This is a genomic window from Pseudomonas sp. QLc11A (genome assembly GCF_052112305.1).
In the GTDB taxonomy this organism is placed as follows: Bacteria; Pseudomonadota; Gammaproteobacteria; order Pseudomonadales; family Pseudomonadaceae; genus Aquipseudomonas; species Aquipseudomonas laurylsulfatiphila.
Genome location: NZ_JAVAJJ010000005.1, coordinates 169,459 through 181,975, shown reverse-complemented (window position 1 = coordinate 181,975; position 12,517 = coordinate 169,459). Strand labels below are relative to the sequence as shown.

Sequence of the window (12,517 nt, the reverse complement as noted above, 5' to 3'; positions counted from 1 at the left end):
TGAGCAGTATGTTATTAATAGCAAACTCACCAGTCCAGTAATAAAAGCGAATATGCCAAACAATCTTTCAGCACCCAATGGCCCAGGCAGACCCAAGGATCTGGTGAAACGCCAGGCCATTCTCGATGCGGCAAAAGTGCTGTTTCTGAGTAAGGGTTATGCCAATACCAGCATGGATGCCGTCGCAGCCGAGGCCGGTGTGTCGAAGCTGACGGTCTACAGCCACTTCAACGACAAGGAGACGCTGTTCTCCGCCGCCGTGGTGGCCAAGTGCGAGGAGCAGTTGCCCCCGCTGTTCTTCGAATTGCCTGAAGGCGTGGCAGTGGAAACCGTGCTGCTGAATATCGCGCGCGGCTTTCATCAGCTGATCAACAGTGACGAATCAGTGAACCTGCACCGACTGATGATGACCTTGGGCAGCCAGGACCCGAAACTCGCGCAAATCTTCTTTGAGGCGGGCCCGGAGCGCATGCTGCATGGCATGGAACGCTTGCTGAGACGGATCGACGAAAGTGGCGTGCTGAGCATCGACAAGCCGCACAACGCCGCCGAGCACTTCTTTTGCCTGCTCAAGGGCGCCGGGAATTTCCGCTTGCTGTATGGCTGCGGCGAGCCGCCGGTCGGCGAGGCCGCGGAGAGCCATGTGCGGGAAGTGGTGGGGTTGTTTATGCGGGCTTATCGGCCTCAGTGAGCCTGACAGCATTGCGTTGACTGTACCGACGCCTTCGCGGGCAAGCCCGCTCCCACAGGGTCCGAGGTGTACTCGAATTTTGAACCCGGCACAAAACCTGTGGGAGCGTGGCTTGCCCGCGATGAAGGCGACTCGGTCTTAAGGCTTGAGCGCTTTCTTCGGATAAATATCGTACCGACTGGACTTACCATCCAGCGCATGGCTCGGCTTCGGCCCGTCGATGCACGGCGCCTTGCGCGGGCGCTTGACCACTACCCGGTGGCTGGCCAGGGCCAACGCCGCTTCGAGCAAGGCCGGCGCATCCGGGTCATCGCCCACCAGCGGCCGGAACAGGCGCATTTCCTTCTTCACCAGCGCGGTTTTCTCACGGTGCGGGAACATCGGGTCCAGGTAGATCACCTGTGGCGGTTCACCCTCCCAATTGCGCATCACCTCGATCGAGTTGCCCTTGAGCAGCCGCATGCGCGCCACGATCGGCGCCACGTCGAAGTCTTCCGCGCCACGGGCCAGACCATCTTCCAGCAAGGCGCCAATCAGCGGCTGACGCTCGATGAGACTCATCTCGCAACCGAGGCTGGCCAGCACGAACGCGTCCTTGCCCAGCCCTGCCGTGGCATCCAGTACCCGCGGGCGCACGCCCTGGGCGACGCCAACAGCCTTGGCGATCATCTGCCCGCTGCCGCCGCCGTACAGACGGCGATGGGCCGCACCGCCCTCGACGAAGTCCACCCGCACCGGCCCCGGCGCGTCCGGCCCCAGCTGTTGCAACTGCAAACCCTGGTCACCCACCTGCAAGGCAAATTCGCCGTCCGCCACTTGCATCGGCAAGCCCAGGCGCTCGGCCCATTGCTCGGCTTGTGGCTCGAAAGCCGCGTCCAGGGCCTGGACATGGATGCGGCAGGCCGCGGGTTGATCAATCATCGGAAAACACGCTCAAAAAATTAATGATCGGCAAAAACTGCCGATAACAAAACTATCGAGCATTTTGCCAGAGCTGAGCGTCGACCGAGAGAAATGTCAGACATTCAACCCACAATCACAGGTTTTATATCGCCCTACGGCAATTACAACCTGCGAAACACCCAGGCACTGAGCGGTGTCAGTCACATCTGGCAGGATTTCTTTGCCCGTGCGCTGGCCGATCAGTCGGGTGATGTGCTGCCTGAATCACTGAATTTCCCACCGGTCGATCTCGAAAGCCCGGTCGAGCCGACCGTTGGCAGCGAGCTGCTGGAACACATCGTTTCCCAGCGTGAGTGCGACGTCAAAGAGACCCAGGTCCGCCCGCCAGAACCTCTGTTCCTGCCCATTGCCGAATTCGAAATGGACCTGGCCGACAAGCCATTCCCACCGTTCCCGGCAGATGAAATCGTCGCCCAGCAAAAACACCAGGACTTCGACAGCGGCTGGGTTCGCCCGATCGTGCTCAACGCCGGTCAGCCACTGCCGCAAGCCAGCCCTGCCCCGCAACCACGTCCGCTGCACCTGCCGATTGCCGAATTCGACTTGGATCTGCTCGACAAGCCGTTCCCGCCGTTCTCCCCGGAAGAACGGATCGAACAGCAGAAACAACTGGATTTCGACAATGGTTGGGCGCGCCCGATCATCCTGCAAAACCTGCGCATCGCCGCCTGACCCTCAGCCCTTGAAGAACTGATTGGCCTTCTGGTACGGCATCGACCGCGAAGTGAAGCCGAACGTGCCTGATGTCTGGATTTCTTCGGCGGCACGGAAGAATTCACCATAGGCCGCCAACGCCAGCGCCGAACCGACGCTGATGCGTTTGACGCCCATTTCAGCCAACTGCGCGACCGTCAGCTTCAAGCCGCCCGACATCAACACATTCACCGGTTTGGGCGCCACCGCGCGCACCACCGCCAGCACATCCTCGGCGTTGCGCAGACCGGGTGCGTAGAGCACATCGGCACCGGCCTCGGCGAATGCCTGCAAGCGGCGGATGGTGTCGGCCAGATCAGGATTGCCGTGCAGGAAGTTTTCGGCCCGGGCGGTCAATGTGAAGGGGAACGGCAAACTGCGAGCGGCAGCCACAGAGGCCTCGATGCGCGCCACCGCGTGGTCGAAGCAGTAGATGGGGCCTTCTTCGCGACCGGTGGCGTCTTCAATAGAACCTCCAACGGCTCCTGCCTCTGCCGCGCGCAAAATGCTTTTCGCGCAGTCGGCCGGGTTGTCGGCAAAGCCGTTTTCCAGGTCCACGGCAACCGGCAAGTCAGTGGCGGCGACAATCGCCTGAACGTTCATCAGGGTATCGTCGAGGCTCAAGCCGCCATCGGCACGACCCTGGGAAAAGGCATAACCGGCACTGGTGGTCGCCAGCGCCTCGAAGCCGAGGCTGGCGAGCATCTTCGCTGAACCCGCATCCCACGGATTGGGAATCACAAAAGCGCCGGAGCGTTCGTGAAGGGCTTTGAACGCCTGGGCTCGAAGGGGTTGCGCATCCATGGGGCAGGCTCCTGAAGAGGGGGAAGGAATCCGCCTCAGAGCAGATCAAGTTGCTCGGCGGCGGGTTCTCTGTATAGCTCAGGCAGCGCCGGCAAGCCAGGCAGACGCCGCATCAGCCTGGCGTGAAAACGCTGCGCCAGTTTCGCCGCCAGCAGGTTGTCGGCGGTGTGCAGGAAGATATACGGCGTGCGTCCTTCTTCGATCCACAGCGCGATTTTCTCGGCCCAGGGCTCCAGGAACGGATCGTTGGCCTCAAGCACCGGATGGCCGATAAAACGCACCTGCGGACACTGCGTGAACGCTGCCGGACGCGGAGGCACCCGGGGCTTCTTCGATTGAGCGTGAAGCACTGACGGCTCGGTCGATGTGCAACTGAACAACGCGCGGGGATCAAGACAGATGCGTTCAACACCGCGATCCAGCAGCAGACGATTGAGCATCCGCTCGCTGTCACCCTTGGTGAAGAAATCACCATGGCGTACTTCAACGGCCAACGGGCGTTGCAGGGAATCGATAAATCCGGCCAGCTCGGGCAAGCGTTGGGGCGTGAAGTTTTTCGACAGCTGCAACCACAATGGCGACACCCGATCACCCAGCGGAGTGAGCAATTGCAGGAAGGTTTCGGCGGCGGTCAGCTGTTCGCGCAAATCGCCACCGTGGCTGATCTCGCCGGGAAACTTGGCGGTAAAGCGAAAGTGCTGCGGCATGGTTTGGGCCCAACGCTGCACGGTGCTGGCAGCAGGGCTGGCGTAGAAGGTCGTGTTGCCTTCTACGGCATTGAATACCTGGCAATAGAGATCAAGAAACTCGGCGGGTCTGGCGTGCGGCGGATACAGGTAATCGCGCCAGGCGTTCTCGCTCCAGGACGGGCAACCGAGGTAATACGGCAGCAACATCAGATGTACAGGTCGAGACCCAACACATCCGTCTCCCAATCGACGAAACCGGCGGTACTCAGGTAGCTGGCCAGCGCCGTCGCCACGCTTTTGCTCATGGCACGGTGGTAAATCATGTCTTGCTGACGGGCGGGAAGATTGCTCAGTTTTTGCGCAGAGGCTTTGGCGGCGCGGGCAGCCAGTTGCTCTTCAGTCGGGAATTCCAGCTCGCCTTCGATATCAATGGCGTCGTCTTCCACCACACGGTCTTTGCGTGGCTTGCGCTTGATGGGGTAGGACTGAGAGGAAACGCCGTCGATACGCATACGTGCATACTCGGAATCAGTGATGGCAGTTTAGTGGCGCAAACCCCACTTCGCAAACCGCCGAGTGATAACTAGAACACATAAAAGGCAAAAGGTTTAAAAGCCGGGGTTAGAAAATGACGATTGGCTGCGTCCGAAATGCTTACTGTGGCGAGGGGGCTTGCCCCCGTTCGGCTGCGCAGCAGTCGTAAATCCATTCAATGTGGCATGTCGGATAAAACTCGGGCGTCGGGTTCAGGGCTGCTTCGCAGCCCAACGGGGGCAAGCCCCCTCGCCACAAAAGCTCCCGTGCCACAAAATCGGGTGAATCAACGCGCCTTGGGCGTCGCCACTTTGTCGCGCAGATAAACCGGCTGCGCCTCGTCGGCCACGATCGCCTCACCACGTTCCCAGGCGAACCGCGCCAGGGTCAGCAAATCTTCAGCGTGAGGCAGCATGCCTGCGTCCTGCCCAGTCAGGTTGACGGCGATACGCTCGCCATAACCCCAACCAGTGCCGGCGCCGAACCACTCGCCGCCGACATCGGCCGGCAATGCCGCGGACTCCGGCGGCAGTACCGCTTCGGCGCCCACCAGGCGCATCTCCCCGGCCGTTTCGCGGTAGCAACCCCAATACACTTCATCCATGCGCGCATCGATGGCAGCAGCGACCTGAGTGGCGCCGTGTTCGCGCAATGCACGTTGCGCCAGCACGGCCAGGTTCGACACCGGCAGCACCGGGCGATCCAGGGCAAACGCCAGGCCTTGCACCACGCCGATGGCGATGCGCACACCGGTGAAGGCTCCCGGGCCACGACCGAACGCAATGGCATCGACCGCTTGCAGGGTGGTGCCAGCATTGGCCAGCAATTGCTTGATCATCGGCAACAGCTTCTGCGCGTGCAGGCGCGGGATCACCTCGTAATGGCTCGTGACCTTGCCGTCATGCAGCAAGGCAACGGAGCAAGCTTCAGTCGCGGTGTCCAGGGCCAGCAAGGTGCTCATCGATGTATCCGTAACAAGAGGTCAGAAAAAGTGCGTCAGTATAAACAACTACGGCCCGCAAGCGGGCCGTGGAAGATGAAGCGATTCAGACTTTTCAGCTCAGGGCTTCAAGCACCTTGGCGGTGATCGCTTCAACCGAACCGACGCCTTCGATGTGGCTGTACTGCGGCTTGCCATTGGCGGCCGACAGCTTCTGGTAGAAATCCACCAGCGGCTTGGTCTGGGAGTGGTAGACCGACAGGCGATGACGCACGGTTTCTTCGGTGTCGTCCTTGCGCTGTACCAGCTCTTCACCGGTGATGTCGTCCTTGCCGGCGATTTTCGGCGGGTTGTAGACGATGTGGTACACGCGGCCGCTGGCCTCGTGAACACGACGACCGGCGATACGCTGGACGATTTCTTCGTCTTCGACGGCGATTTCAACCACTGCGTCCAGCTCGACACCGGCAGTCACCAGGGCTTCAGCCTGGGGAATGGTGCGCGGGAAGCCGTCGAACAGGAAACCGTTGGCGCAGTCGGACTGGGCGATGCGGTCCTTGACCAGTGCGATGATCAGGTCATCGGACACCAGGCCACCGGCATCCATGATGCTCTTGGCCTTGATGCCCAGCTCGGTGCCGGCCTTGACCGCTGCACGCAGCATGTCGCCGGTGGAGATTTGCGGAATGCCGAATTTTTCGGTGATGAACTTAGCCTGAGTACCTTTACCGGCCCCGGGAGCTCCCAGCAGAATGACGCGCATCGATGTGCTCCTCAATTTTTTATATGGATAACGTCAGATTCGCCTCGTGGGGCCAATCTCAAAAAAGGGTCGTGGCCGCCCAAACGGCCAAAGGCTGATCAAGATACACAGCAGGCTGCGCCCACACAAGACGCCAAAAGTCGGAGAAACCGCTGCCTCCTGCGACCATTGCGCACGGTTCCCCAAGTCGCAACCCCAACATTAACTGTCGCCTGACAGCACTTTTCAACCCGTCCTGCGGCGGCATCCGCCTCACCTGCCGGATGCCTGACCCTGCGGCAAAAACCTTAGCCGGTGTTACGCAAACCGGCGGCAATCCCCGCGACAGACACCAGCAGGGCCTGTTCTACCGGGCTGTCCTGCGCTACATCCTGCAATCGTGAACGGGCCAGCAACTCGGCCTGCAATAGATGAAGCGGGTCGAGGTAGGTGTTGCGCAAGCGGATGAATTCAAGGGTCGCTGGGCTATGTGCCAGCAGCTGCGACTGCCCGGTCAGGCCGAGAACGATGGAGCACGCCTGCGACAATAGGTCGCGTAAGTGCGCCCCCAATGGCAACAGATTCGGCTCCACCAGACGCTCGTCATAGGACCGGGCAATGTCGGCATCCGCCTTGGCCAGGACCATCTCCAGCATATCGATGCGGGTGCGGAAGAACGGCCATTGCTCACGCATCTGCCCCAGCAGTTCACCTTCACCACGCTCCAGCGCCTTGCTCAGGGCGGCTTCCCAACCCAGCCAGGCCGGCAGCATCAGCCGCGTCTGGGTCCAGCCGAAGATCCACGGAATCGCCCGCAGGCTTTCGATCCCCCCGGCCCGGCGCTTGGCCGGGCGACTGCCCAGGGGCAAACGACCGAGTTCCTGTTCCGGCGTGGACTGGCGGAAATACTCCACGAACTGCGGATTTTCCCGCACCACGGCGCGGTAAGCGCTGACACCGTCTGCGGCCAGTTCGTCCATCAAATGGCGCCACTCGGGCGTCGGTGGTGGCGGCGGCAGCAAGGTCGCCTCAAGCACGGCGGCCAAGTACAGGTTGAGGTTTTGCTCGGCGATGTCCGGCAGGCCGAATTTGAATCGAATCATTTCACCCTGTTCGGTGGTGCGGAACCGCCCCGCCACCGAACCCGGCGGCTGCGACAGAATCGCCGCGTGGGCCGGTCCGCCGCCACGCCCCACGGTGCCGCCGCGACCGTGGAACAGCAGCAACTCCACTTGTTGTTCGCGGCAGATATCCACCAGTCGTTCCTGCGCCCGGTACTGCGCCCAGGCCGCCGCGGTGGTGCCGGCGTCCTTGGCCGAATCGGAATAGCCGATCATCACTTCCTGCGGCCCTTGCAGACGCGAGCGATAGCCCGGCAACAGCAGCAGTTTCTCGATCACCGGGCCGGCGTTGTCGAGATCCGCCAGGGTTTCGAACAGCGGCACCACGCGCATCGGCCGCAGCACGCCGGATTCCTTGAGCAACAATTGCACAGCCAGCACATCGGAAGCGGCACCGGCCATCGAGATCACATAGGAACCAAGGGACGCCCCCGGTGCAGCGGCAATTTCCCGGCAGGTCGCCAGCACCTCGGCGGTATCGGCAGAGGGCTTGAAGTACGCCGGCAACAACGGCCGGCGGTTATTCAGTTCGCGCATCAGGAAGGCGATGCGCTCTTCCTCGCTCCAGTCCTCGTAGCGCCCCAGGCCGAGGTAGTCGGTGATTTCGGTCATGGCGGCGCTGTGTCGCGACGAGTCCTGGCGCACATCCAGACGAACCAGGAACAGTCCGAAGGTCACCGCCCGACGCAGGCAGTCGAGCAACGGCCCGTCGGCGATCACGCCCATGCCGCACTCGTGCAGCGAGTGGTAGCACAGCTCCAGCGGGTCGAGCAGTTCGCGGTTGTCTTGCAGCACGTCGGCCGGTGCCGGCGTGGGCGTCGCCAACGAGGTGTGCGCCCAGTTGCGCGTCGCCCGCAAGCGTTCGCGCAGCTGTTTGAGCACGGCCCGGTAAGGTTCGGCGCTGTCACCCGCCTTGGCCTTCAATTCATCGCTGGCCTGCTGCATCGACAGCTCAGCCGCCAGGTGATCGACATCGCGCAGGTACAGATCAGCCGCCATCCAGCGCGCCAACAGTAAAACCTCTCGGGTAACCGCCGCCGTCACATTGGGGTTGCCGTCGCGGTCGCCGCCCATCCACGAGGCAAAGCGAATCGGCGCCGCCTCCAGTGGCAAGTGCAGGCCGGTAGCGGCGTGCAGGGCCTGGTCGGCCTTGCGCAGATAATTGGGAATGGCCTGCCACAGCGAATGCTCGATCACCGCGAAACCCCACTTGGCTTCGTCCACCGGTGTCGGACGCGTGCGGCGGATTTCCTCGGTGTGCCAGGCTTCGGCGATCAGGCGCTGCAAGGTGGTTTTTATCTGCTCGCGTTCGGCACTGGTCAGGTCGCGGTGATCCTGAGCCGCCAGTTGCGCGGCGATGGCGTCGTACTTCTGGATCAGCGTGCGACGCGCGACTTCAGTCGGGTGCGCGGTCAGCACCAGCTCAATCTCCAGTCGCCCCAATTGCCGGGCCAGTGCTTCGGCACCATGACCCTCGGCACGCAGGCGAGCGAGCAATTCGGGCAACACCCGGGCTTCGAACGGCGCCTGTTGAGACTCCTCCCGACGGTGAATCAACTGGTATTGCTCGGCGATATTGGCCAGGTTGAGAAACTGATTGAACGCCCGCGCTACCGGCAACAGTTCATCTTCGGTCAACTGGTTGAGGCTGGCGCTGAGCTCGGCGTCCATGGAGCCGCGCCGGTCCGCCTTGGCGCCCTTGCGGATCTGCTCGATCTTGTCGAGAAAACCGTCGCCATATTGTTCACGAATGGTGTTGCCCAACAGCTCACCCAACAGGTGAACGTCCTCGCGCAAGCGTGCATCAATATCGGTCATCAGCAGGTCTCCAGCAAAAAATCCGGGCGGCTTGGAACCTAGAGAGTGCCGCCCCAGACAGGTTCTTACAAGCAAGACGACGAAGGGCCTTCAAACCTTGCCTGTTGAAGCTAGTCTGAAGATAAGCCGTACAACGGTTGTCGCCGGCCAACACCGGACACTCACCCTGCCTGCCACGAGCGGTCGCGCCATGAGGTCACTATGAAAATCCGCGAGCTTGCCCACCACTGGGAAGAAAACGCCAAGGGTCGCCTGACCGACACCGGCTACTCGATTCATCTGGATGTGGAGTCTGCCGCACGGCTGGCCGCGCTCGTCGAGATGTACCCCAAGCGGCATCCCGAAGAACTGCTCGGCGATCTGATCGGCGCCGCGCTCGAAGAGCTGGAAAGAAGCTTCCCATACGTCAAGGGCTCGACCGTGGTCGCCACTGACGAAGAAGGTGATCCGCTGTACGAAGACATCGGGCCGACCCCGCGTTTTCTGGCACTGTCCCGCCGGCATCTGCACGATATGTCGGTGCCTGACGACAAACAGAAACACTGATTCCTTGCCCGCACGCGTCCCTGTGTGGGAGCGAGCCTGCTCGCGATGATCGTTAACGAAACCGCGTGATGACTGAGTAAACGCGGCGTAGTGAAGTCCATCGCGAGCAGGCTCGTTCCTGCAACTATGCGATTTAGAGCCCTGTCGACTCGGTCAAAGTTTTTTCGATAGCTGGCTAAATTCTCTGAACTTTCAAAAAACGCCTCGGGTCAACCCAAGTAACCACGCCTGGGACGAGCGTTTCAAAACACCCCGCAATTGATGGCTTCAGCGCCCTGCCCAGGATGGATTCAACGCTTTTCAGGAGTTAGCCCAATGGAGTTGAAGACCATGAAAACCCGAACCGGCACATCCTCGTTTACTCATTCGCGCGGCCTCCAGCTGGCGGCGCTTGCCCTCGGCAGCAGCCTGATCCTGTCCGGTTGCGCCGGTAACCCGCCAACCGAGCAGTACGCGGTCACCCAATCGGCCGTCAACGACGCCGTGAGCGCCGGCGGCACCGAGTTCGCCGCTGTGGAAATGAAGTCGGCCCAGGACAAGCTCAAGCAAGCCGAAATCGCCATGCACGACAAAAAATATGACCAGGCCCGGATGCTCGCCGAACAGGCCGAGTGGGACGCTCGTGTCGCAGAGCGCAAGGCCCAGGCGATGAAGGCCGAACAATCCGTGAAGGACGCGCAGAAAGGCGTTCAGGAATTGCGTCAGGAAAGCCAGCGCACCGTTCAGTAAGCGGCGCGGCCCCCACGCATTCCCACTCGACTAAAAGGACGAAATCATGAAACGCATTCAACTGATGATCCCAACCCTGCTGGCTGCCACCGTAGCCCTGGCGGCCTGCTCCACGCCGCCCAACGCCAACCTCGAACAGGCCCGCACCAACTACACCGGCCTGCAAGCCGACCCGCAGGCCAGCAAAGTGGCAGCCCTGGAAACCAAGGAGGCCAGCGATTATCTGGATAAGGCCGACCAGGCCTACAGGGACAAGGAAGACGCAGCAAATGTTGACCAGCTCGCCTATCTGACCAACCAGAGGGTTGAAGTGGCCAAGCAGACCATTGCCCTGCGCACCGCCGAAGCCAATCTGAAAAACACCTCGGCACAACGGGCCGAGGCCCGCCTGGCAGGCCGCGATCAGCAGATCAAGCAACTGAAGGACAGCCTCAACGCCAGGCAGACCGAGCGCGGGACGCTGGTGACCTTCGGGGATGTGCTGTTCGCCACCGACAAGGCCGAGCTGAAATCCAACGGCCTGATGAACATCAACAAACTGGCGCAGTACCTCCAGGAAAACCCCGACCGCAAAGTGATTGTCGAGGGCTACACCGACAGCACCGGTACGGCATCGCACAACCAGTCGCTGTCGGAACGTCGTGCGGATTCCGTGCGAGCAGCCCTGGTGAAGATGGGCGTCGATCCGACGCGCATCGTTGCCCAGGGGTACGGCAAGGAGTATCCGGTGGCGGATAACTCAAGCACCTCGGGCCGGGCGATGAACCGCCGGGTGGAGGTGACTATTTCCAATGATAACCAGCCGGTGATGCCGCGTTCGGCGGTGAGTTCATACACCCAATAATCAACCACAACACAAATATCTGTGGGAGCGAGCCTGCTCGCGAAGAGGCCATAACATTCAACACCCATGTTGACTGTTACACCGCTATCGCGAGCAGGCTCGCTCCCACATTTGGATCTGTACTGTCCTTACTGCTCCAGCTTCTGCGGCGTCTCCTGCCCCATGCAACGCACCGCTTTTTTCTTGCTGTCGACCAGTACACCGGTCAGGCCTTTCTGTTCCATGTCAAACAGCACCAGCACGCCATCGATGCACTGCGCCACTTGCGCGGCTGGCTCCAGTGAGACTTTGTAGTCTTCGCCCGGAATGGTCTTGAGCATGGTGAATTCGTTGAGCAGCAACGCATCCTCAGGCTTGGCGAAGTGCAGGTAGCCGTACCACCACAGGGCACCGACGGTGCCGAGGATGCTGCAGATACCGGTGATGATCAGCGGGATGGCGTTGCGTTCTTCACTCATTGCGGACTCTCTGGTGGTTCATCTTCAGAATTCGGGGGTGCCGGGTAATTGGGGATTTCACCCAGGCGGCGCAGGCCGTTGAAATGCTGCGGGTCATCGAGATAGCGCAGCATGACGTTACGCCAGACCGGGTCGGCGAATGTCTGCACATGACCGCCACGGGTCAGTTGCAGCACCCGCGGCGGCGGCGCAGCTTGATACAGTCGGATGCCGTTGGAAAGAGGCACGATCGGATCGTCGATGCTGTGGTAGATCAGTTTCGGCACATCTTTAAGTTGCGCCATGGAGTTGATCGCGCTGTCGCCGTCCGGCACCAGCCACGACAAGGGCACCTGGAACGTCCAGAACACCCATGAATTACTGAGCGCATAGCGGCCGACACTGCGATAACTGGCGGGTACACCATCGAGGACAAACGCCTTGAGTTGTTTCTGCCGTTGCGGGTGCTGGACCAGGTAATGCACGGCCATCGAGCCACCGAGACTCTGGCCGAGCAGGATCAGCGGCTTGCCTTGAACCTGCGGCGCCTTGTCCAGCCAGGCGAACGCCGCATCGATGTCCTGGTAGATCGCCGGCAGGCTGGGTTCGCCTTCGGACAGGCCGTAACCGCGATAGTCCACAAGCAATACCTGGTAACCATTTTTCGGCAACCAGAAACTGCCGCCAAGGTGCATGGGCAGGTTTCCGCCATTGCCATGCAGGTGCAGCACCGTACCCTTGACCTCAACTCCCTGCTTCACCGGCAGCCACCAGGCATTCAGCTTGAGGCCATCGGCGGTGTTCAGGGTGACGGTGCGGTATTCAAGCCCGGCCTTTTCCGGGGTGAACAACTGGCCGGGTTCCGGATAGAACAGCAGCGAGCTGCAACCGCTCAAGGTCAGGAGAAGGCAGAGGATGCCGAGGATTCTCATCCGTTGAAACCTCGCAAGTATTGAGCTGGAACAC

The 12,517-nt window shown here is 61.1% G+C and carries 14 protein-coding genes; 5 read left to right on the top strand and 9 right to left on the bottom strand.

The window, feature by feature from the left end:
• Positions 1-52: 52 nt before the first annotated feature.
• Positions 53-691, top strand: coding sequence for a TetR/AcrR family transcriptional regulator (locus Q8X48_RS10210; RefSeq protein WP_217837355.1), 639 nt, complete (start codon positions 53-55; stop codon positions 689-691).
• Between the two features lie 138 nt (positions 692-829).
• Here Q8X48_RS10210 and Q8X48_RS10205 read toward each other — a convergent pair whose 3' ends face one another.
• Positions 830-1,612 carry a class I SAM-dependent methyltransferase gene (locus Q8X48_RS10205; protein WP_007995774.1) on the bottom strand — a complete coding sequence of 261 codons (783 nt, stop codon included), beginning with the start codon at positions 1,610-1,612 and terminating at the stop codon, positions 830-832.
• A gap of 93 nt (positions 1,613-1,705) precedes the next feature.
• Here Q8X48_RS10205 and Q8X48_RS10200 point away from each other — a divergent pair, with 93 nt between their 5' ends.
• Positions 1,706-2,326, top strand: a complete 621-nt coding sequence (locus Q8X48_RS10200) for an energy transducer TonB (protein ID WP_126049628.1) — start codon at positions 1,706-1,708, stop codon at positions 2,324-2,326.
• 3 nt (positions 2,327-2,329) lie between these two features.
• Here Q8X48_RS10200 and Q8X48_RS10195 read toward each other — a convergent pair whose 3' ends face one another.
• From Q8X48_RS10195 to ppc, 6 genes are all read right to left on the bottom strand, one after another.
• Positions 2,330-3,151, bottom strand: a complete 822-nt coding sequence (locus tag Q8X48_RS10195) for an isocitrate lyase/PEP mutase family protein (protein WP_407800646.1) — start codon at positions 3,149-3,151, stop codon at positions 2,330-2,332.
• A gap of 35 nt (positions 3,152-3,186) precedes the next feature.
• Positions 3,187-4,047, bottom strand: a complete 861-nt coding sequence (locus tag Q8X48_RS10190; protein WP_407800645.1) for a DUF72 domain-containing protein — start codon at positions 4,045-4,047, stop codon at positions 3,187-3,189.
• A complete protein-coding gene (locus Q8X48_RS10185; protein WP_407800644.1) occupies positions 4,047-4,352 on the bottom strand; it encodes a hypothetical protein in 306 nt (101 codons plus the stop codon). The genes Q8X48_RS10190 and Q8X48_RS10185 overlap by 1 nt, the downstream gene beginning before the upstream one ends.
• Positions 4,353-4,660: 308 nt before the next feature.
• Positions 4,661-5,335, bottom strand: a complete 675-nt coding sequence (tsaB, locus tag Q8X48_RS10180; RefSeq protein ID WP_407800643.1) for a tRNA (adenosine(37)-N6)-threonylcarbamoyltransferase complex dimerization subunit type 1 TsaB — start codon at positions 5,333-5,335, stop codon at positions 4,661-4,663.
• Between the two features lie 94 nt (positions 5,336-5,429).
• On the bottom strand, positions 5,430-6,077 hold the full coding sequence (gene adk / locus Q8X48_RS10175; protein WP_015093734.1) for an adenylate kinase: 648 nt from the start codon (positions 6,075-6,077) through the stop codon (positions 5,430-5,432).
• A gap of 287 nt (positions 6,078-6,364) precedes the next feature.
• Positions 6,365-8,995: a phosphoenolpyruvate carboxylase gene (ppc, locus tag Q8X48_RS10170; RefSeq protein ID WP_126049618.1), complete on the bottom strand. Its 2,631-nt coding sequence runs from the start codon at positions 8,993-8,995 to the stop codon at positions 6,365-6,367.
• Between the two features lie 201 nt (positions 8,996-9,196).
• On the opposite strand from ppc, the gene Q8X48_RS10165 reads away from it, so the two are divergent.
• From Q8X48_RS10165 to Q8X48_RS10155, 3 genes are all read left to right on the top strand, one after another.
• On the top strand, positions 9,197-9,541 hold the full coding sequence (locus tag Q8X48_RS10165) for a hypothetical protein (protein ID WP_015093732.1): 345 nt from the start codon (positions 9,197-9,199) through the stop codon (positions 9,539-9,541).
• A 315-nt stretch (positions 9,542-9,856) separates the two neighbouring features.
• The gene (locus tag Q8X48_RS10160; RefSeq protein WP_126049616.1) at positions 9,857-10,270 is read left to right on the top strand and encodes a DUF4398 domain-containing protein; all 414 of its coding nucleotides are present in this window, start codon (positions 9,857-9,859) and stop codon (positions 10,268-10,270) included.
• A 46-nt stretch (positions 10,271-10,316) separates the two neighbouring features.
• Positions 10,317-11,114 (top strand): OmpA family protein, encoded by a 798-nt coding sequence (locus Q8X48_RS10155; RefSeq protein ID WP_407800642.1) that lies wholly within the window; start codon positions 10,317-10,319, stop codon positions 11,112-11,114.
• Positions 11,115-11,242: 128 nt separating this feature from the next.
• On the opposite strand, the gene Q8X48_RS10150 is transcribed toward Q8X48_RS10155, so the two are convergent.
• Positions 11,243-11,572, bottom strand: a complete 330-nt coding sequence (locus Q8X48_RS10150) for a hypothetical protein (protein WP_008051386.1) — start codon at positions 11,570-11,572, stop codon at positions 11,243-11,245.
• Positions 11,569-12,483, bottom strand: coding sequence for an alpha/beta hydrolase (locus Q8X48_RS10145; RefSeq protein ID WP_126049612.1), 915 nt, complete (start codon positions 12,481-12,483; stop codon positions 11,569-11,571). Before Q8X48_RS10145 ends, Q8X48_RS10150 begins: the two co-directional genes overlap by 4 nt.
• Positions 12,484-12,517 lie beyond the last annotated feature (34 nt).